At 71.5% G+C, this 20,011-nt stretch carries 18 protein-coding genes; 4 read left to right on the top strand and 14 right to left on the bottom strand.

The features are described from left to right. Positions 1–3: 3 nt before the first annotated feature. Positions 4–1,200, top strand: a complete 1,197-nt coding sequence (locus tag ASD59_RS08750; protein WP_055830929.1) for a winged helix-turn-helix domain-containing protein — start codon at positions 4–6, stop codon at positions 1,198–1,200. A 234-nt stretch (positions 1,201–1,434) separates the two neighbouring features. On the opposite strand, the gene amaB is transcribed toward ASD59_RS08750, so the two are convergent. Both amaB and ASD59_RS14440 read right to left on the bottom strand, forming a co-directional pair. Beyond that, positions 1,435–2,946, bottom strand: a complete 1,512-nt coding sequence (gene amaB / locus ASD59_RS08755; protein ID WP_055830931.1) for an L-piperidine-6-carboxylate dehydrogenase — start codon at positions 2,944–2,946, stop codon at positions 1,435–1,437. Positions 2,947–3,043: 97 nt separating this feature from the next. Continuing rightward, positions 3,044–3,472 carry a hypothetical protein gene (locus ASD59_RS14440; protein WP_055830933.1) on the bottom strand — a complete coding sequence of 143 codons (429 nt, stop codon included), beginning with the start codon at positions 3,470–3,472 and terminating at the stop codon, positions 3,044–3,046. A gap of 168 nt (positions 3,473–3,640) precedes the next feature. Between ASD59_RS14440 and ASD59_RS08765 the strand changes: the two genes are divergently transcribed. From ASD59_RS08765 to ASD59_RS08775, 3 genes are all read left to right on the top strand, one after another. After that, complete coding sequence (locus ASD59_RS08765) at positions 3,641–4,051, top strand: CBS domain-containing protein (RefSeq protein WP_055830936.1); 411 nt, start codon at positions 3,641–3,643, stop codon at positions 4,049–4,051. A 103-nt stretch (positions 4,052–4,154) separates the two neighbouring features. After that, entirely contained in the window at positions 4,155–4,733 is a 579-nt protein-coding gene (locus tag ASD59_RS08770) for a hypothetical protein (protein ID WP_055830938.1), read from the top strand. A gap of 91 nt (positions 4,734–4,824) precedes the next feature. Then, positions 4,825–7,236 carry a PAS domain-containing sensor histidine kinase gene (locus tag ASD59_RS08775; protein WP_055830940.1) on the top strand — a complete coding sequence of 804 codons (2,412 nt, stop codon included), beginning with the start codon at positions 4,825–4,827 and terminating at the stop codon, positions 7,234–7,236. Positions 7,237–7,238: 2 nt separating this feature from the next. Here ASD59_RS08775 and ASD59_RS08780 read toward each other — a convergent pair whose 3' ends face one another. From ASD59_RS08780 to ccmI, 12 genes are all read right to left on the bottom strand, one after another. Next, complete coding sequence (locus ASD59_RS08780) at positions 7,239–7,751, bottom strand: periplasmic heavy metal sensor (protein WP_055830942.1); 513 nt, start codon at positions 7,749–7,751, stop codon at positions 7,239–7,241. Beyond that, entirely contained in the window at positions 7,748–8,176 is a 429-nt protein-coding gene (locus tag ASD59_RS08785; RefSeq protein WP_055831266.1) for a hypothetical protein, read from the bottom strand. The genes ASD59_RS08780 and ASD59_RS08785 overlap by 4 nt, the downstream gene beginning before the upstream one ends. A gap of 5 nt (positions 8,177–8,181) precedes the next feature. Beyond that, the gene (locus tag ASD59_RS08790; protein ID WP_156376984.1) at positions 8,182–8,745 is read right to left on the bottom strand and encodes an RNA polymerase sigma factor; all 564 of its coding nucleotides are present in this window, start codon (positions 8,743–8,745) and stop codon (positions 8,182–8,184) included. Between the two features lie 66 nt (positions 8,746–8,811). Beyond that, positions 8,812–9,435 carry an EF-hand domain-containing protein gene (locus ASD59_RS08795; protein ID WP_055830945.1) on the bottom strand — a complete coding sequence of 208 codons (624 nt, stop codon included), beginning with the start codon at positions 9,433–9,435 and terminating at the stop codon, positions 8,812–8,814. Between the two features lie 68 nt (positions 9,436–9,503). Beyond that, positions 9,504–12,392 carry a bifunctional [glutamine synthetase] adenylyltransferase/[glutamine synthetase]-adenylyl-L-tyrosine phosphorylase gene (locus ASD59_RS08800; RefSeq protein ID WP_055830947.1) on the bottom strand — a complete coding sequence of 963 codons (2,889 nt, stop codon included), beginning with the start codon at positions 12,390–12,392 and terminating at the stop codon, positions 9,504–9,506. After that, positions 12,389–13,795, bottom strand: a complete 1,407-nt coding sequence (locus ASD59_RS08805) for a sensor histidine kinase (protein WP_055830949.1) — start codon at positions 13,793–13,795, stop codon at positions 12,389–12,391. The genes ASD59_RS08800 and ASD59_RS08805 overlap by 4 nt, the downstream gene beginning before the upstream one ends. Positions 13,796–13,804: 9 nt before the next feature. Then, positions 13,805–14,476 carry a response regulator transcription factor gene (locus ASD59_RS08810; RefSeq protein WP_055830951.1) on the bottom strand — a complete coding sequence of 224 codons (672 nt, stop codon included), beginning with the start codon at positions 14,474–14,476 and terminating at the stop codon, positions 13,805–13,807. An 85-nt stretch (positions 14,477–14,561) separates the two neighbouring features. Then, entirely contained in the window at positions 14,562–16,124 is a 1,563-nt protein-coding gene (locus ASD59_RS08815) for a Do family serine endopeptidase (RefSeq protein ID WP_055830954.1), read from the bottom strand. 108 nt (positions 16,125–16,232) lie between these two features. After that, positions 16,233–16,724, bottom strand: coding sequence for a cytochrome c-type biogenesis protein (locus ASD59_RS08820; RefSeq protein ID WP_055830956.1), 492 nt, complete (start codon positions 16,722–16,724; stop codon positions 16,233–16,235). Continuing rightward, positions 16,721–18,706, bottom strand: coding sequence for a heme lyase CcmF/NrfE family subunit (locus ASD59_RS08825; protein WP_055830958.1), 1,986 nt, complete (start codon positions 18,704–18,706; stop codon positions 16,721–16,723). Before ASD59_RS08825 ends, ASD59_RS08820 begins: the two co-directional genes overlap by 4 nt. Continuing rightward, complete coding sequence (gene ccmE, locus ASD59_RS08830) at positions 18,703–19,188, bottom strand: cytochrome c maturation protein CcmE (protein WP_055830960.1); 486 nt, start codon at positions 19,186–19,188, stop codon at positions 18,703–18,705. Before ccmE ends, ASD59_RS08825 begins: the two co-directional genes overlap by 4 nt. After that, positions 19,185–19,991, bottom strand: a complete 807-nt coding sequence (ccmI, locus tag ASD59_RS08835) for a c-type cytochrome biogenesis protein CcmI (protein WP_235561778.1) — start codon at positions 19,989–19,991, stop codon at positions 19,185–19,187. Before ccmI ends, ccmE begins: the two co-directional genes overlap by 4 nt. Positions 19,992–20,011 lie beyond the last annotated feature (20 nt).

Here is a 20,011-nt window from a genome sequence, read left to right on the forward strand (position 1 = left end):
CCCGTGACGGAAACCCTCTCCCTCAAGACCGCCCGCCGCATCGCCCTGGCCGCCCAGGGGTTCGGCCGCGCCCGCCCCGCCGCGCCGGGCCGGAGCCATGTCCGCGACGTCGCGCGCCGTCTGGGCGTGATCCAGGTCGACAGCGTCAATGTGGTGACGCGGACCCACTATCTGCCGGCCTTCTCGCGGCTGGGCGACTATCCGCGCGAGGCGCTGGAGGCCGAGGCCTGGGGGCCGCGGCGCAGCCTGTTCGAATACTGGGGTCACGAGGCGTCGCTGCTGCCGCTGGAGACCCAGCCCCTGTTGCGGTGGCGTATGGAGCGGGCGCGCGGCGGGGCGATGTGGACCGGGCTGTCGCGGTTCGGCCGCGAGAAGCGGGACTATATCGACGGGGTTCTGGCCGAGATCGAACGGCGGGGGCCGGTCACCGGCGCGGACTTCGCCGAAGGACCGCGTGGCGCGCCCGGCTGGTGGTCATGGTCGGACGGCAAGCGGGCGCTGGAATGGCTGTTCTGGGCCGGGCTGATCACCACGAGGACGCGCAACGGCTTCGAGCGGGTCTATGACCTGACCGAACGCGCCCTGCCCGCCCGCATCATCAACCTGCCGACGCCCCACGAGGCGGACGCCCAGCGCGACCTGGTCCGCATCGCGGCGCGGGCGACCGGCGTGGCGACGGCCGCGGACCTGCGGGACTATTTCCGGCTGCCGCTGGCCGATGCGCGCGAGCGCGTGGCGGAGCTGGTGGAGGCGGGCGAGCTGACGCCGGTCACGGTCAAGGGCTGGCGGCAGCCAGCGTATCTGGCCGCAGGCGCGCGTACGCCGCGCAAGGTGGCCGGCGCGGCCCTGCTGTCGCCCTTCGACAATCTGATCTGGACCCGCGACCGGACCGAGCGGCTGTTCGGGACGCGTGTGCGGCTGGAGATCTACACCCCGGCCCACAAGCGGACCCACGGCTATTATGTGCTGCCCTTCCTGGAGGACGAGGCGATCACGGCGCGGGTCGACCTGAAGTCGGACCGCAAGGGCGGGACGCTGCTGGTCCAGGCGGCGTGGCGGGAGCCGGACGCGACGGCCGACACGGCCGCCAGGCTGGCGGGCGAGCTGAGCCGGATGACGGGATGGCTGGGGCTGGAGCGCGTGGAAATCGTCGGAAAAGGCGACCTCGCCGCGGCCCTGGAGGCGGCGGTGAGAGGCTGAGGAATTCGACGACGGAATCGTGGGGATTTCGACGACGGCCGACAACGACGTCGAAGACTGTGAAGATCACGGGGATTTCGGCGACGCCGCCGCTCTCCCTCCCCTTCATGGGGAGGGACGATGGCGAAGCCATCCGGGTGGGGTCCGAAAGGGCCGGAGCGCGGACTGGCGTACCCCACCCTGTCGTCGCTGCGCGCCGACATCCCTCCCCACAAGGGGGAGGGAGAAACCGCCTCACACCTCGAACTTCACGCCCTGCGCCAGCGGCAGTTCGCGGCTGAAATTCACCGTCTGGGTCTGGCGGCGCATATAGGCCTTCCAGGCGTCGGAGCCGGATTCGCGGCCGCCGCCGGTGTCCTTCTCGCCGCCGAAGGCCCCGCCGATCTCGGCGCCCGAGGGGCCGATGTTGACGTTGGCGATGCCGCAGTCCGAGCCCCAGGCGGACAGGAAAGCCTCTGCCTCGCGCACGCTGTCGGTGAAGACGCAGGAGCTCAAACCCTGCGGCACGGCGTTCTGCATCGCCACGGCCTCGTCGAAGTCGGACCAGGTCAGGACGTAGAGGATGGGAGCGAAGGTCTCGTGCTGGACCACCGCGCTCTGGGCCGGCATGCGGACAATCGCCGGGCGGACGTAGACGCCGTCCCGGTCAACGCGGTCGCCGCCGACGACGATCCGGCCGCCCTGTTCGACGGCGTGGGCCAGGGCCGTGTCGAAGCCGTGCGCCGCGGCCTCATCGATCAGGGGACCGATAAGGACGCCGGCCTCGCGCGGATCGCCGACGGGCAGGGTTTCATAGGCCGCCTTGAGGCGCGCGATCAGGCCGTCGGCGACGCTTTCATGCACCAGCAGGCGGCGCAGGGTAGTGCAGCGCTGGCCGCAGGTGCCCACGGCCGAGAAGGCGATGGCGCGCACGGCCATGTCGAGGTCGGCGCTTGGCGTCACGATCATGGCGTTGTTGCCGCCGAGCTCGAGCAGGGAGCGGCCGAGACGGGCGGCGACCGTTTGCGCCACCGCGCGGCCCATGCGGGTCGAGCCGGTGGCGGAGACCAGCGCGATGCGCGGATCGGCGGCGAGGGCTTCGCCGGCTTCGCGGCCGCCGATGACGAGCTGGCACAGGCCTTCGGGCGCGTCGCCGAAGCGGGCGATGGCGCGGTCGAAGACGGCCTGGGTGGCGAGGGCGGTCAGCGGCGTCTTCTCCGACGGCTTCCAGATCACCGGATCGCCGCAGATGAGGGCCAGACAGGCGTTCCAGGCCCAGACGGCGACCGGGAAGTTGAAGGCCGAGATCACCAGCACCGGCCCCAGCGGCTGCCACGTCTCGCGCATGTGGTGGCCGGGCCGCTCGCTGGCGAGCGTCAGGCCGTAGAGCTGGCGCGACAGGCCGACGGCGAAGTCGCAGATGTCGATCATCTCCTGAACCTCGCCGAGGCCTTCGGAGACGATCTTGCCGGCTTCCAGGGTGACGAGACGGGCCAGGTCGTCCTTCGAGGCCCGCAGCTCCTCGCCCAGCAGTCGGACCAGTTCGCCGCGGCGGGGCGCGGGAAGCCGTTTCCACTGATGAAAGGCCGCGACCGACCGGGCGGAGACGGCGTCGAGGTCCGGCGTTTCGGCGACCCGGCCGGCGACCGAGCCGTCGATCGGCGAGCGGGCCTCGAAGCCGTCGGAACTCCAGACGGCTGCGGCGACGCCCAGGCGGGCCAGAATCTCGCGGCTTTCGGCGGCGGCGGCGGTGGTGGCGACGGTCATGGACGGGCTCCGGATGGCCCGCGCGGCTTAGCCGGGCCGCGACCAAAGCGAAAGGGCCGCCCCGTCGCCGGGGCGGCCCTCGGTTCGCGCCGACCGCCTACCAGCGGTCGCGGCGATCCATCCGGAGCATGGCTTGGATACGGTCCAGACGGTAGCTCAGCTCCGCGTATTCCCGCTGGCTCAGTCGGCCGTCGCGGGCGTAGCGCCATTCCAGGCTGCGGTATTGCTGCATCTCCCAGCTCAGGCGCTGGGCCTCGCCCCGGCTGACGCGGCCGTTGTAGGCGACGCGGTTGATCTGCTGTGCCAGGCGCTGGGCGCGGTACTGCAGGTCGTTGCCGTAGCCGCGGTTGTAACCGTAGCCCTGGTCGTAGCCGTAGCCCCGGTCGTAGCCGTAGCCCCGGTCATACCCGGGCGAGCCCACGCCCACGGAGAAGGTGACGTTCTGGGCCAGCACCGGCGTGGCCGTCATGACCGCCGACGCCGCCAGCGTGGAAAGCAGGGCCTTCCGAATCATGGCGGTTTTCATAGTCGTATTCCTCAATCGTTCCGATCCGTTGCGGACCGTAGAGGCAGAAAACCATGCGGGGGCTGACGCGACCCTGAGGCGCTCGTTGTCTGACAGTCATGTAGCTGACCGGAACCGGCGACGGGCGCGGGGGTTCTGACGGCAGCCTCATCTCAAGGAGAGACCCCGATGAAAGTTCGCGACGTAATGAGCAAGGACGTTCAGGTCGCCCGTCCCGGCGACACGGTCCAGGAGGTCGCCTCGCGCATGGCGGCCGGTGATTTCGGCTTCATGCCCGTGGCCGACGGCGACACGCTGATCGGCACGATCACCGACCGGGACCTGACCATTCGCGCCCTCGCCCAGGGCGCGGCGGCCAGCGCGCCGGTGGTGGAATACATCACCCGTGATCCGCATACGGCCAATGCCGACGATGAGCTGAAGACCGTGCTCGACGCCATGGGCACGAAGCAGATCCGCCGCCTGCCCGTGCTGGACAAGGACAGCCGCCTGGTCGGCGTCGTCTCGCTGGGCGACCTGTCGACCCGGGTGAAGGAAAAGTACGCCGGCGAGGCGCTGGAAGACATTTCGCGGGCCTGAGCCAGGCCGGGGTGAAGCCGGCGTTTACGTCTGCTTCACCCTTTCGCGGAACCGGCTGTTCACCCGCGGCGGCGCATTCTCGCCGTTCAGATCGGGAGTCACGATGGCGCGCGCGCAGTTCCAGAAGGGCCAGAAGGTCTGGGTCGAATGCGTCGGCGCATGGGCCCAGATCGAAAAGGTTCAGCCCGTCTGGGCCAAGGGCTTCGAGGAACCCGTCCGCGTCACCTATGACGTCGGTCTGGGTCGCGAATTCCTGGGCCACGAACTGCTGCTGCCGACCGAGGATCCCGCCGCCAACACCGGCGAGTCGTGGCGGCTGATGCGGGCGCGCAACAAGTGGCAGACCGCCGACGACTGTCCCCATCACCCCTTCCCGGGCACCTATCCCGTGGTCGTGACCGACAAGGCCGACTGGGGCGGCTGGCGCGTGCCCGGCGCGGAATATGACCGCGACCCCGACCAGATCGAATTCCAGGCGCGTCTGATCGCGGCCTCGCCGAAGCTGCTGGCCCTCGCCGAACGTCTGGTGGCTTCGGTGGACGAGGCGCCGGATGACGCCCCCCCGGAAATGCAGGAACTGGCCCGTGCGGCCCGTGCGGTCCTGAAGACGGTCACGGACGTGCTGGTTTCGCCGACCGAGGCCGGAGGCGGCGCAAGCCACCGGGAAACGCAGGCGGCCTGAAACCGTTGATGGTTCCGAACCAAGGCTCGACAGGAATCCGCGACGCAGCCTAGATTCTTCTGATCGACGTCGATTTCTCGGGGAGAGCGCCTTGCGGGGCAACGAGCGCCGCATAACCAGCGAGGGACGGCGTTGGGCGGACCGGCGCAAGGGGCCGCCGGCGTGGCTTCGCATCGCCCTGCTGACCGTCACCCTGGCCGTCGCGGCCTATGTCCTGCTGTTCGCCCGTGAAATGGCCCGGCCGGGACTGGAGGCGGACGCCCTGCGCCTGAGCGCAGTGGACCGCGAGGCCCGCCTTCTGGCCCTCGACCTCGAAACCCGCATCGCTCCCGTGCAGGCCGCCGTCCGCGCCGCCGCCATCGGCGCCGATTCCTCCGCCGAGATCCTGCAGCGCGCCCGGGCCGTCGCGCCCGGTGCGGCCTTCGCCGTCCTGGACGGGATCGACCGCCCCGTCGCTGTCGCGGGCGGGGACGCCCGGATGTTCGCCGCCGCCCCGGGCCGGTCGCGCCTGAGCGCAGACGGTCGCGCCATACTGATCTCCAACCCTCTGGTCGGCGGAGGCCGACTGGTCGGCCGCGCAACCCTGCCGCCGCTCGCGCCGCAAGACGGCGTCGAGCGCTCGATCCTGTCCGCGCCGGACACCATCCTGACCAGTTCCCGAATGAACGCCGCCGCCCTGGGCCTGGCGACCGCGCCGGTGGCCCCCAACGGCCGGGGCGTCACCCTGCGCAGCGACGGGCGCGCCATCCGCCGGACGGGCTCCGCTGTCGGCGACACCGGCCTGATCGCCGTCGCCTCCACCCCCGTCACCGTCGGCGCCGACGCCCTGCTGGACGATGTCTGGGTGCTGACGGCGCCGGTCGGCATCGGCGCATTCGTCGTCCTGCTGGCTCTGCTGCTGCAACGCCGCCAGCAAGGCATCAGCCAGGAATGGGCGGCGTCCGAACAGCGGTTCCGCGGCGCGGTCGAGGCGGCCCGGTGTGGGGTCTGGGAATGGGACACCGAAAGCGAGACGGTCACCATCTCGGACTATATGGCCCAGCTGATGGGACTGGAGCAGCGCGGCGCGGTCACGGCCGACGAGATGCTGGCCCGGATTCACCCACGCTATCACGAGGCTGTCCTGCACGCCTTGCGGCAGGCCCAGACCTTCGGCGCCTTCGACGTCAGCTTCCCGGTGTCCGACAGCCAGGGCAAGGCGCGCTGGATCGACGCGCGCGGCCAGGCGCGCGGCGACCGCGGCGAGGACGGCTTCACCAGCGTGTTGGGCGTGGCCCTGGACACGACCGAGGCCCGCCGCGCCAAGGCCCAGGCCCAGGCCGCCGAAAGCCGGCTGCGCGACGGGATCGAGAGCGTGTCCGACGCCTTCGTCCTGTTCGACAAACAGGGCCGGCTGATCCTGTCCAACCAGGCCTTCCAGGACGCCTTCGGCTTCGAGGCGGGGGTCGTCCGCCGTGGAGCCTTCAAACAGGACCTCAACCGGATCGCCGCCCTGGCCATCACCTCGGACCAGCCGGCGACAGGCGGGCGGGCCGGCGCGCGCGAGATCGAGCTGAACGACGGGCGCTGGCTGCAGCTGGTCGAGCGCTTCACCTCGGACGGCGGTTCGGTCGTGACGGCCGCGGACATCACCGCCATCAAGCGCAAGGAGGCCGAACGCCAGCGGGCCACCGAGCGGCTGCACGTGACCATCACCGAGCTGGAGGACCGCGAGGAGAAGCTGTCGCTGCTGGCCCGCAAATACGAGGTGGCGATGACCCGGGCCGAGGCGGCCAACCAGGCCAAGTCGGAATTCCTGGCCAATATGAGCCATGAGCTGCGCACCCCGCTGAACGCCATCAACGGCTTCTCGGAAATCATGGCCGGCGAGATGTTCGGACCCCTGGGCGACGCCCGGTACAAGGGCTACGCCGCCGACATCCTGAAGTCGGGCCAGCATCTGCTGAGCCTGATCAACGACATCCTCGACATGGCCAAGATCGAGGCCGGCAAGCTGACGCTCCACTATGAGAAGGTGTCGCTGAAGGAGGTGGTCGAGGACGCGACACGGTTGATGCGCGGCAAGATCCAGGAGGCGGGGCTGAACCTGCTGGTCGACGCCCCCGAGATGCCCGAGATCGACGCCGACTACCGCGGCCTGAAGCAGGTGGTCCTGAACCTGATCTCCAATGCCGTGAAATTCACGCCCGAGGGCGGCGACATCGTCGTCGCCCTGTCGCGCGAGGACGACGACCGGGTGCGGGTGGCCGTCACCGACACCGGCATCGGCATCGCGGAGAAGGATCTGGACCGGCTGGCGCGGCCGTTCGAACAGGTCGAGGGCCAGCACTCCAAGACCACCCAAGGAACGGGCCTGGGCCTGGCCCTGACCAAATCGCTGATCGAGCTGCACGGCGGGGTCCTGACCATCGCCAGCGAGCCCGGGCGGGGCACCACCGTGGGCTTCGTCCTGCCGATCCAACGGCCTGACGGCGTCCGCGCCGAACAGGCCCGCGCGGCCTGAGGTCAGTTGGCGGGGGCCGGCGCCTTTTCCGGGGGCGCGCCCTGCCTGTCCTGACGGACCACGACGCGGCCCCGGCGGGTCAGGATTTCCGACAAGGCCTTGCGGTCGGCAGGCTCCAGCGTATCCAGAACCTCGACGGCGTTCGCCTCCAGCCGGGCGCGGCCGCGCAACTCCGCCTGTCGCGACTCCGTCAGCAGGGCCGTGACCCGGGCGCTGTCGAAGCTGTCGGACGAGGCGATCCGGACGGCTTCGCGCCGCTTCTGGCGGGCTTCCTCGAAGTCGGGTCGGGCGGCGAGGGCCGAGGCGCGCAGGGTGTCCCGCACCCGGTCGCGAACGGCCGGATCCAGCTGGCCGATCAGCACCATGGGGGACCGCGTGCGGGGCGCGCGATGCTGCGCCTCCAGACGCTTTTCGACCTCGGCGCGGGTGACGAGCAGGCTGGCGCCCGCCGCCAGCGCGAAGAGATTGAGGGCCACCGAGGCGGCCAGGGCGATCTTCAGCGTCCGGGAGGTCATCCCAACACCTCGGTGTCATCCACGCCCATCAGCGACGCCTGATACAGGACCGCGTCGGCCTGGACGTCGGCGGTCAGGTGGGTGGTCATCATGACGCCGGCGGCCACGCCCGCGCAGGCGGCGGCGGCCCAGCCGGCGCCGAAGGCCAGGGTCAGGCGGTCCAGCCAGCGGCGGCCCTCGCGCCGCGCCTTCAGCCCGGCCCCGGCGGCCGAGGCGATGACGCGGTCGCGCAGCGCGATCGAGGGCGGGGCGGTGCGCGACAGGTGCAGCAGGGCGTCGACCGCGTCCGCCTCGGCGAGAGCCGCCCGCGCGATCTCCGGACGGGCCGCGGCGAATGCCTCGGCCGCCGCGCGCTCGTCTTCAGGCCAGCGCCGCGCGTCCGCGCCCCAGGCGGCGATCAGGGCCAGAAACCGTTCGGACGTCATCACACTCAAACTCCTTCAGCGCCCGGCCGGATATCGGCCAGGGCCTGTCTCAACGCCCGCCGTCCACGCGACAGCAGGCTCTCCAGCGCATCCACGCTGACCGACATCAGGGCCGCGGCCTCGATATTGGTCAGTTCCTGATAATGGCACAGCACGACCGCCTCGCGCTGACGATCCGGCAGGCGCGTCAGCGCCGCGTTCACGCGCGCGCCCACGTCCGCCGCCATCAGTCCCCGATCCGGGGAAGGCCCGTCGTCGGGCCGGTCCGGCGGGGCGTCGGTCGGAACCTCGCGCCGCCGGCGCAGCCGGTCGTAGCAGAGGTTCAGGGCGACCCGGTGCAGCCAGGTGTCGAACTTGGCCTGCCCCGGCGTCCAGCGCGGAGCCTGTTTCCAGGCCCGCAGCATGGCGTCCTGGGCCACGTCCTCGGCCTCGGCCGCATCGCCCAGCATGCGCTGCGCGAGCGCCAGCATCCGCGGCAGCTTGCGCGCCACCATGGTCTGGATGGCCGCGGGGTCGCCCTGACCCACGCGGCGCACCAGGTCCTCGTCGGGGTCGGCGATCAACGCCAATCCGGCCCTCTCCCATCGTTCGCGAAAGGGTCAGTCGGTCCATGACCGTCGCCCCGGACATCAACCCTACTCCGATGCGGGCGCCGGAGGCGACGCCTGCCTTTGGGCGTGACGTGCGGCGCGGCGTTCGGTCATGCGCTCGCGGCGCACGCCCTGCATTCCGGCCCGACGTTCGGCGGCGGTGATGAAGCCGTCCCGGTCGGCGTCCAGGCGGGTGAAGGCCTGTTCGGCCTTGGCCTGGGCCCCGGCGATCGAAATCGGGCCGTGCATGTTCGCTCCCTGGCCGTGGCGCGCCATCCGGCCCGCGCCCCGATGCATGCGGGCGGCGCGGTGCGGACGGGCCTCGGCCCGAGCGGCGCGGCGCATGTCGAATTCGGCGCGGCTGATGGAGCCGTCGCTGTTCGCGTCCAGACGCTGGAAGCGGGCGTCGGCGCGTTGGGCCATGCGCGCCTGGGCGACGGCGCGCATTTCCTCGGGCGTGACCGAGCCGTCGCGGTCAGCGTCGGCGGCGGTCAGGCGTTGCAGGCGCCGGCCGACGAACTCGGCCTGGCTGATGCGGCTGTCGCCATCGGCGTCGGCGCGCATCGCGCGGGGCGCTGCGGCCTGGGGCGCGGCCTGGGCGATGGCGACGCCCCCCGCGGCGGCGAGAGCCAAGGCGGCGAGAGCGCCGGCCAGAAGGGTCTTTTTCATCACATGATCTCCATGGCCGCTCGACGCGGCCGCTGTGTCCCTGTCCGGAGAGTGAAACGGCGACCGGGTCAGTCTCCGTCGCGGACCGCCGGCAGGGCGGTTTCGAAGGCGGCCCGCGCGGCCGCGCGCGTCTCGACGAGATGCGTCTTCAGGGTTTGGAAATCGGCCATGCCCGCCGCTTCAGCCAGCCGGCGCCGGAGCCCCTCTGGCTCGTGGTCGGGATCGGGCCTTTCGTCGAAGGCGGCGCCCAGAATCTGGTTCAGCGCCTGCTGCAGCCGCCAGGCCGAGGCGAGGGCCGGCTCATCCGCCAGGGCCTTGAGCGTCGACACTGTCAACGGCCCGCCGGCCGACGCCGCCGCCAGCTGGCCCGCCTGGGCGACGAATTCAGCGTCGACCTGGCCGCCGGGCGACAATTTCAGGTCCCAGAGCCCCTGACCCGGCCGCTCGCGGGCCATCAGATCGCGCATGCGCCGGGCGTCGGCGGCCACGTCCACGCCCGGACGCGGCCGGCGCAGGACGGCCTCGATCGCCGCCTCCACCCGGGCCCCGAACGCAGGGTCGTCGGTCCACACCACCCGCGCCCGCGTCAGGGCCATGAACTCCCAGGTGTCGGCCTCGGCGGCGTAATAGTCCTGGACCGCCTCCAGCCGCAGCGACACCGGCCCCTTGGCCGCGCCGGGGCGCAGCCGCATGTCGACCTCATACAGCCCGCCCTCCGCTGTATGCGCCGACAGGGCCGCGATCAGCCGCTGGGTGAAGCGGGAATAGAAGACGCCGGGGGCCCAGCCCTTTCCCTCGGACACGGCGTCGTCGGGCGCCGCATAGACCGTCATCAGGTCGAGGTCCGAGCTTGCCGTCATCTCCCGCGACCCGGCCTTGCCCAGGGCGATGACGGCGACCGCGCCACCCGGCAGGAGCCCGCCCTGGCGCACGGCCTCGGCCATGGCGGCAGGGGCCAGGGCGGCGATGACCGCGTCGGCCACGGCGGTGTAGGCGCGGCCCGCGGCCTCGGGATCGGCGCGCCCGGTCAGGGTCTGGACGCCGATGCGGAACATCTGCTCGCGATGCATCCGCCGCGCCACGTCGAGGGCGGACTCAAAGTCCGGCGCCGCGGCTGTGTCCGCCAGAAGTTGGGCGACGACGCCGGAATCCTCGTCGATGACCCGGGCGAAGCGGGCGTCGAGCATGCTGTCGAGCGCCGCCGGATACCGGCCCAGTGTGCGCGCCAGACGGGGGGCGAAGGCCATCACGCCGACGACCTGTTCGAACAGCTTCGGCTGGGCCAGGAACAGGGCCTGGACCTGCACCCCGGCGCTGAGTCCGGAGAAGAAGACCGCGAAACGGCGGAAGGCGGCGTCGGCCGCGCCGGTGTCGGCCAGCGCGGTCAGCAGGCGCGGGGCCAGACGCGTGAACAGCTCGCGCCCGCGCGCCGACCGGGTGGCGGGGATGCGGCCGTGGTGCCAGCTGCGGATCGTGTCGGCCACGCCGGCGGGTTCGGCGAAGCCCATGCGGGCCAAGGTCGAGAGGGTCTCCGGGTCGTTCTCGACTCCGGTGAAGACCAGCGAACCATAGGGGGACGACAGCGCCTCCTCGCCCTCGAACAGCTCGCCGTAGCGGCGGTTGACGCCGACCAGCAGGGCTTCGACCCGGGCGTCGAAGGCGGCCAGGTCGCCCTCCCCGGCCAGGGCGGCGACCGCGGCGCGCCGCGCCGGATCGACCGGAAGGGTGTGGCTCTGCTCGTCGTCGAGCATCTGCACCCGGTGCTCCAGCCGGCGCAGGCTCGCATAGGCCGCGGTCAGTTCGGCGCAGGCTTCGGGGCTCACATGGCCGGCGTCGCGCAGCAGGGCGAGGGCGTCGACGGTGCGCGGATTGCGCAGGGCGGGATCCCGGCCGCCGAGGATCAGCTGCTGGGTCTGGGCGAAGAATTCGATCTCGCGGATGCCGCCCCGGCCCAGCTTCAGATTGGCGCCCGCGGCGTCCAGCCCCTCGCCGGTCTTGTGAACGTGGATCTGCCGCTTGATCGACTGGATGTCGAGGATGGCCGGGTAGTCGAGGCTGCGTCGCCAGATGAAGGGCGTCAGGGCTGTCAGGAAGTCGCGTCCGGCGCCGATATCGCCGAGCATGGGCCGCGCCTTGATGAAGGCCGCCCGCTCCCAGTTCTGGCCGACGCCTTCGTAGTAGGACAGGGCGAACGGCACGGCGACGACCGGCGGGGTCGAGGAAGGGTCGGGCCGCAGCCTGAGGTCGACGCGGAAGACATAGCCGTCGCCGGTCCGCTCCTGCATCAGGGACGACAGGGCCTGGGCGGCGCGGTTCAGGAATTTCTGCGGCTCCACGCCCTCGGCCAGGGCGCTTTCCAGCGCCTCCGGCTCCCAGAACAGGCTGATGTCGATGTCCGAGGAATAGTTGAGCTCGAAGGCGCCGTGCTTGCCCATGGCCAGACCGAACAGGCCGGGGATCGGGCCGCGGGGATCCTCCGGCGCCGAAACCAGCTTGCCCCTTTCGCGCTGGTCGCTGGCGATGGCCCGCAGGGCGGCCCGGGTCGAGACGTCGGCGAAGCGGCTGAGCGCTGACGTGACCCCGTCGAGATCCCAGACCCCGCCGAGGTCGCACAGGGCGGTCAGCAGATGCAGTTCGCCCTTCAGCCGGCGCAGGGGCGCGCGAACGTCTTCGGCGCCCCCGGTCAGGGCTTCGGTCGCCGCGAGGATGGCGTCCAGCCGCTCGTCCGGTCTGTCTTCCAGCACGGCGCGCAACCGGTCGGGCCGGCGGCGGGCCAGGCCGAACAGATAGGGCGATGCGGCGAACACGGGGGCGAGGGCCGGCCAGGCCGTCTCCAGTTCCGCGGCCCAGCCGCCGTCGACGGCGGCTTCGGTCAGGCGCTCCCGGGCCCGCGCCGAGGCGTCCGGGTCGACGACGGGGCCGCAGGCGCCCAGGCGCCGGGCCAGGGCCCGGGTCATTCCGCCGCCGGCAGGATCAGCGCCACCCGCAGGCCCGGTCCGAAGCCGCCGTAGGCGCCCGGCCCCTCATCGAGGATGATTCGCCCGCCGTGCGCCTCCATCACCGCCCCCACCAGGGACAGGCCCAGACCCGAACCGGCCTCGGTGCGGCTGTTGTCCAGCCGCACGAACCGTTCGATGACGCGCTCGCGATCCTCTTCCGGCACGCCCGGACCGGTGTCGGTGACGGAGTATTCGATCTCGCCCGACGACCGCCGCCGGGCCCGCAGCATCACCGCGCCGCCGGTCGGGGTGTATTTGATGGCGTTGTCGATGATGTTGGCCAGGGCCTGGGCCAGGAAGGGCTGATTGCCCTCGATCATCAGGCCGCGTTCGATCTCGGCCGAGAACTCCAGCCCCTTGTCCTCCGAGGCCGGCTCGTACAACTCGGCCATGTCGGCGGCGAGATCGGCGGCGTCGAACACCCTGGGATCCGGGGTGCGGCCCGCCGCGGCCTGCAGCCGGGCGATGGCCAGGACGGTGTTGAAGGTCTTGAGCAGGCTGTCGGCCTCGTCCAGCGCCAGCTGCACCGCATCGACGCCGTCGATCTTGCCCGCCTCGGCGTCCATCAGCGCCACCTCCAGCCTGGCCCGCATCCGCGTCAGGGGCGAGCGCAGGTCATGGGCGATGGCGTCGCCGGCGTGGCGGATCGAGGCCATCGACCCTTCCAGCCGATCCAGCATGGTGTTCAGCCCCGCGCCCAGTTCGTCCAGCTCGTCGCCGGAGTTCCTGACCACCGCCCGCGCCTTGAGGTCGCCCTCCTGAACCGCGGTGACGACCTTGCCGAGCCGGCCCATGGCCCGTTCGAGATTGCGGCTGACCAGAATGCCGCCGGCCAGACCCAGCAGCAGAACGATGCCCATGGCCGCCCACAGGGCCTGGGTCAGGCGCGCCAGATAGGCCTCGGTCTCGCTGAGCGAAGCGCCGACGAGCAGCATTTCGCCGCCCGAGAGGCGTTGCTGCACCCCCCGCACCTGGGGCCGGGTCACACGGCCCTCGGCGTCTGTGTCCGTGAAGGGGAAGGTGATCCACTGCCGGTCGCCCTCCATCTTCTCGATCGGCGAGATGCTGAGGCTGCCGGTCACCCGGCTGCCGTCCGGGTTCATCAGAAGATAGACCAGTGAACTGCGGGTCAGCGACCGGTCGATCAACGCCCGGTTCAGGGCGTCGAAGCCGCGTTCATTGTAGATTCCCGTCAGGACCTGCATCTCGCCGCGCACGTCGCGCTCGGCCTTGGTCCGCGCCTCGGAGGCCGAGGCGAAATAGACCCAGGCCAGGATGGCGCTGGCCGCCGCGGCGAACAGGGCGAGGAACAGCAGCGTCAGCCGGAAGGGCGTGCGGCGAAGGAGGGAGGGGAGTTTCACGGGCGGCCGTCAGGGCTCCAGCCGGTAGCCCGCCCCGCGCACGGTCTGCAGCATGGCGTGATCGAACCCCTTGTCGATCTTGGCGCGCAGGCGGCTGATGTGGACGTCGATGACGTTGGTCTGCGGGTCGAAATGGTATTCCCAGACCTTCTCCAGCAGCATGGTGCGGGTCACCGACTGGCCGGCGTGGCGCATGAGGAATTCCAGCAGCTGGAACTCGCGCGGCTGCAGGTCGATCTCCTTGCCCGCGCGGTGCACCGAACGCGAGATCAGGTTCATCTCCAGATCGCCGACCTTCAGCATGGTGGCGACCGAGCCGGTCTCGCGGCGGCGCGACAGGGCCTCGACGCGGGCGATCAGTTCGGAGAAGGCGTAGGGCTTGACCAGATAGTCGTCGGCGCCGGCCTTCAGGCCCGTGACGCGATCCTCGACCTCGCCGAGGGCGGACAGGAACAGCACCGGCGTCTGGTCGCCGTCCTTGCGCAGGGTCTCGACCATGCCGATGCCGTCGAGGCGGGGCATCATCCGGTCGACCACATAGACGTCATAGCCGCCCTTCTGGGCCTCCAGCAGGCCGAAGGCGCCGTCGACGGCGTGGGTGGGCTCATGGCCCGCCTCGGTCAGCCCCCGGACCATCGCGGTCGCGGCCTCGGCGTCGTCCTCGACCACCAGAATGCGCATGGAATCAGCCCCTCGAACGTGAATCGCCGCCGATGTTAGCGCATCGGCGGCGATGGGGGCAGTTAAGGCTTGTTCAGACTTCCAGTCATTCGCCGTCGTCAAACTTCAGCGGAGCGACCACATTGCCTTGCGGGGTGCGGATGAAGAGCAGCACGCTGGGCCGGCCGGCCTGCTTCGCCGCCGCGACGGCCGCCCGGACGTCGGCGGCCGAGGTCACGTTCCGGGTATTCACACGCGTGATCACGAAACCGGCCTGCAAACCGAGGCGAGCGGCCGGCGTCGATCGAGCTACATTCGTTATCAGCACGCCGTTGACGTTATCCGGGAGATCGTACCGCGAGCGCAGGGTGGGCGACAGCGGAGCGACACTCAGGCCCTCAACCGCCTCGCCTGTGGCGGCGGGCGGCGGCGGCGCGGCGGCGCCTCCCGAACCGGACCCGTCCGCAGCGGCCAGTTCCTGCTCCGACGGCCGCGCTCCCGCCCGGACGTTCAGCGTCTGGCGGCGACCGTCGCGTATGATCTCAAGACGAATGGTTTCCCCGGGTCTCGCCTGCCCGACAAGCCGCGAGGCCTCCGTGCTGTCCGCCACGGGTTTACCGTTGACCGCGACGATATAATCGTCGATGCGCGCACCCGCGCGGTCGGCGGGTGCGCCCTCCGTGACGTTTTCGATCAGCGCGCCCTTGAAGTCGCGGGGCTGGCCCAAGGCCTCCCAGCCGTCGGGGCTCAAGGTTCTGAGGCCGACGCCGACATAGCCGCGTTCCACGCGGCCGTTCCGCATCAGCTGTTCCGTCACGCCTTTCGCAATCGACGCCGGAATGGCGAACCCGATACCGACCGATCCGCCGGTCTGGGAATAGATCGCCGAGTTCACGCCGATGACACGGCCGTAGATATCGAAGGTGGGACCGCCCGAATTGCCCCGGTTGATCGCTGCGTCGATCTGCAGGAAGTCAACGTACTGGGATGTCTGGTCATCGACATTCTGCCGGGCGAGAGCCGAGACAATCCCCGCGGTGGCGGTGCCGCCCAGTCCGAAGGGGTTGCCGACCGCGATGACCCAGTCCCCGACCCGGGGCTGGGCCTGTTCCTCGAACGAGACAAACGGGAAGTCAGCGCCCTCGACCTTGATCACGGCGAGGTCGGTGGCCTCGTCACGGCCGACCAGGCGGGCTTCCATCTCGCGACCGTCCGCAAGCTTGACCCGGATTTCAGTGGCGTCCGCGACGACGTGGTTGTTGGTGGCGATGAAACCGTCGGCCGAGATGAAGAAGCCGGACCCGGCGCCCAGCGCGGTCGCGCCCTCCCCGTCCTCGCCTTCCTCCCCGCCCGGCGCTCCGTTGGGGTTCGGAATAGCGAAGGGCATGCCGGGGACTTGGATCATGTTGGGCCGCTGCACCCGCGTCTTGACCTCGATCTGCACCACGGCCGGCGCGACCTGGGCGAAGATGTCGGCGAAGCTGAGAGGCGCACCCTGCGGCGGCGCGAAGGCCAGTCCGCCGCCGGCGCTGGGCGCGAGACGGCCGCTGACGCCCGCGACGGGGCCCGCTTCGGCGGAGGGCCAGTCGATCACGCCGCCCGCGGTGGCGGCGGCGGCGAAGGCGAGGCCGGCGACGGCCCCCAGCATGAATTCCTTGCGCTTCATCATGGAGTTCTTTGCGATCCTTTCGGGCGTAACGCCGCCCGTTTCGACACTGAATATAGGACGGTGACCCGTTTCACCAACGCATGGCGCGATCATAGGTCCCGGCAAGCGTCAGTCGTCAGACGCCTTTGCGTCAGGATCGCGGCGATCCGCGCCGGCGGCGAGAATATCGGCCAGGCGGGCTTCCTCATCGGCCGACAGGGCCGGCGTTTCCTCGCGGCGGCGGCGCGCGAGGGCCAGCAGGCCGATCCCGACCGCCGCCAACGCCGCCAGCGGCCCGAACCACAACAGCCAGGTCCCCGCCCGCACCGGCGGCGTGAACAGGACGAAGTCGCCGTAGCGGCGCACCAGATCCTCGCGCACCTGGGCGTCGCTGCGGCCGGCGGCGATCTCCTCGCGCACCAGCCGGCGCATGTCGGCGGCGATGCCGGCGGGGCTGTCGGAGATGGCCTCGTGCTGGCAGACGACGCAGCGGATGTCGTCGAACAGGGCCCTGGCGCGGGCCTCCTGGGCGGCGTCGGGCAGGGGCCGGTCGGGCGCGGGCGGCGGCTCGGCCGCCATCAGGCCGACGGCGGCCAGGGCGATGAGCAGGGCGCGCTTCATGCCGCCGCCTTCCGCTTGCCGACGCCCAGCCGCAGCCGCCGGTCCAGCAGGGACACGAGCCCGCCGAGGGCCATGATGGCGGGTCCGAGGAAGATCAGCCGCGCCCAGGGATTCCACCAGACGCGCACGCTCCAGGCCGGGGCTCCGGCGGCGGTCTCGCCGCGCTCGCCCAGCACGACATAGACGTCGTCCAGACCCCGGAAATCCAGTCCGACCTCGGTGGTCGTCTGACCCCCGGCGGGGAAGAAGCGGCGCTCGGCGGTGACGACGCGCGACGCGCCGCCATTGTTCAGGGCGACGGTCAGCCGGCCCTGTTCGGCCAGGTAGTTGGGCCCCTCGACGATGCGAACGCTGTCCAGCCGCACGTCATAGCGCCCGGCCGTGACGGTCTCGCCGACGGCCACGGTCCGGGCCGCCTCGACGCGGTAGCCGGTCTCGACCACCGCCCCCAGCACGAACACGCCCAAGCCCGCGTGAGCCAGGACCGTGCCCCAGGCGCCCAGCGGCAGGCCGCGCGCGCGGCGCAGGCTCTCGGGCAGGCTCACGCGGAACAGCCGGACCCGCTCGGCGACCTCGGCCAGGGCGCCGAGCACCAGCCAGCCGCCGAGGCCGATGCCGGCGGCGGACAGGGCCTTGCGCGGTTCGAAGGCCATCCAGCCCAGCAGCGCGACCAGGATGGCCAGGCCCGCGGCGACGGCCAGACGCTGGCCGACGCCCCTGAGGTCGCCGCGTTTCCAGGCGAGCAGCGGCCCGGCCGGCAGGATCAGGAAGGCGACGGCCATCAGCGGGACGAAGGTCAGGGCGAAATAGGGCGGACCGACCGAGATGGTCGCGCCGTTCGCCGCCTCGAGGATCAGCGGATAGAGGGTGCCCAGCAGCACGGTGGCGCAGGCGGCCGTCAGGAACAGGTTGTTCAGCACCAGCGCGCCCTCGCGGCTGACCGGCGCGAACTGGCCGCCGCCCCGGAGCCGGGGGCTGCGCCAGGCGAACAGGGCGAAGGCGGCGCCCGCGGTGACGCCCAGAATGGCGAGCAGCATCAGCCCGCGCTCGGGATCGACGGCGAAGGCGTGGACGCTGGTCAGCACGCCGGAGCGCACGAGGAAGGCCCCCAGCATGGAGAAGGTGAAGGCCAGCAACGCCAGGAAGGTGGTCCAGCCCGCCAGGGCTCCGCGCCGCTCGGTCACCACCGCGCTGTGCAGCAGGGCCGCGCCCGCCAGCCATGGCATGAAGCTGGCGTTCTCGACCGGATCCCAGAACCACCAGCCGCCCCAGCCCAGCTCATAGTAGGCCCAGAAGGCGCCCAGGGTGATGCCCAGGGTCAGCAAGGCCCAGCTGGCCAGGGCCCAGGGCCGGACCCAGCGGCCCCAGGCGGGCCAGAAGCTGTCGTTGGCGCGGCCCTCGATCAGGGCCGCCACGGCCAGGGAGAAACAGACCGAAAACCCGACATAGCCGGCGTAGAGGAACGGAGGATGGAAGGCGAGCGCGGGATCCTGCAGCAGGGGATTCAGCGACGACCCCTGGAGGGGCGCGGGATTCAGCCGCTCGAACGGGTTGGAGGTGAAGACCGCGAAGGCGAGGAACATCACGCCGAGCAGCCCCTGGGTCGCCACGGCCGAGGTCTTGAGGCCGAACGGCAGGTTGCGGGCCCGCGCCAGCGCCGCTCCGAACATGGTCAGCACCAGGCACCACAGCACCAGCGACCCCTCGTGGCTGCCCCAGGCGGCGGCCACCTTGTAGAGCAACGGCTTGTCGGTGTGGCTGTTGGCCGCGACATTGGCGACCGAGAAATCCGACACGGCGAAGGCGAAGACCAGCGCGCCGAAGGCGACGGCGACGGCGGCCGCCGCGGCGATGGCCGCGCCCTGGGCCGCGCCCGCCAGCACCGGGCTGCGGCGCAGACGGCCGGCCGCGGCCATGCCGGTCTGCAGCGCCGAGAGAACCAGGGCGAGGATGAGGGCGAAGGCGCCCAGTTCGACAATCACGTTGCGGGCGTCCCGGGGGCGGGCGTTGCGCCCTCAGGCCGCCATTCGCCTCTTTCCTTCAACCGCTCGGCCACCTCGCGCGGCATGTAGTTTTCGTCGTGCTTGGCCAGCACCTGGGTGGCGCGGAACGACCGGTCGGGCAGGAAGGCGCCCTGTGCCACCACACCCTGCCCCTCGCGGAACAGGTCGGGCAGATCGCCCTGATAGACGACCCGGGTCGCGGCCATATTGTCGGTGATGGAGAAGGCAACCTCGCCATCGGAGCCGCGCCGGACGCTGCCGGCGGCGACCAGACCGCCCAGGCGAACGACCCGGCCCGCCGGGGCCTTGGCCGCCGTGGCCTCGGAGGGCGAGAAGAAGAAGGTGACGCTGTCGCGCATGGCGTACAGGGACAGGCCCACCGCCAGGGCCAGCACCGGCGCGACGGCCGCGACCACCCAGAGCCGGCGCCGCGCCTTCGGCGATTTCGGGAGCCAGCTCACGCGCCGGCCTCCATGGCCGCGATCCGGCTCTCGAGACCGATCCGGCGCGGATCGGAAGGCTCCAGCGCAGCGATCAGCGGAGTCCACATGGCGCGCACGCCGGCGCGGTCCCCGCGCGCCATCGCCGCCTCACCGAGAAAATAGCGCGCGCCCAGCTGGCCGGGATCGCGCCGCAAGGCCTGGACGAAGGCCGCCTCGGCGTCGCCGCCGACCGCGCCCTGGTTGGCCCGGACGAGGCTTTCGCCCAGCCGCGCCCAGCTCTGCGCGTCGTCGGGCTGCAGGGCCAGGGCCCGGCGGAAGGCCGAGGCCGCGCCGATGGGATCGCCGGCCTCGAAGCGGGCGGCGCCGAGCATGGTCAGGGCCTGATGGTCGTCGGGTCGCTCCCGCACCACCCGGGCGGCGACGGCGGCGATCTGCGCCGGCTCGAGCATCTCCAGTTCGGTCGCCCACTGATCGACGCGGCGCTCGTAGGCCTGATCCGGCAGGCCGGGCGATCCGACCGTCGCATAGAGGCCAAGCGCAGCGGCGGCGGTCGCCGCCAGCCCGACGAGAACCTGGAGCCGGTCCCGCGGCTGCGCCCGTACGGGGGCCGTCTCCCGCTCCGCCGACAGAATGCGCCGGCCCGCCTCGGCGCGCGCGGCGGTCCAGCCGGCCTCGTCCAGCAGGCCGCGGGCTTTCAGCCGGTCCAGTTCGGCCAGCTCGGCGCTCGCGGTCAGGGTCGCGACGCCCTCGCCGGCGTCGGCGCCGCGCCGCGCGCCGGCCAGGACCAGCAGGCCGGCAAGCGCCGTCATCAGGGCCGTCATGATCCAGAAAACTGTCATCG

It is taken from the genome of Brevundimonas sp. Root608, from assembly GCF_001427825.1.
Lineage (GTDB): Bacteria > Pseudomonadota > Alphaproteobacteria > Caulobacterales > Caulobacteraceae > Brevundimonas.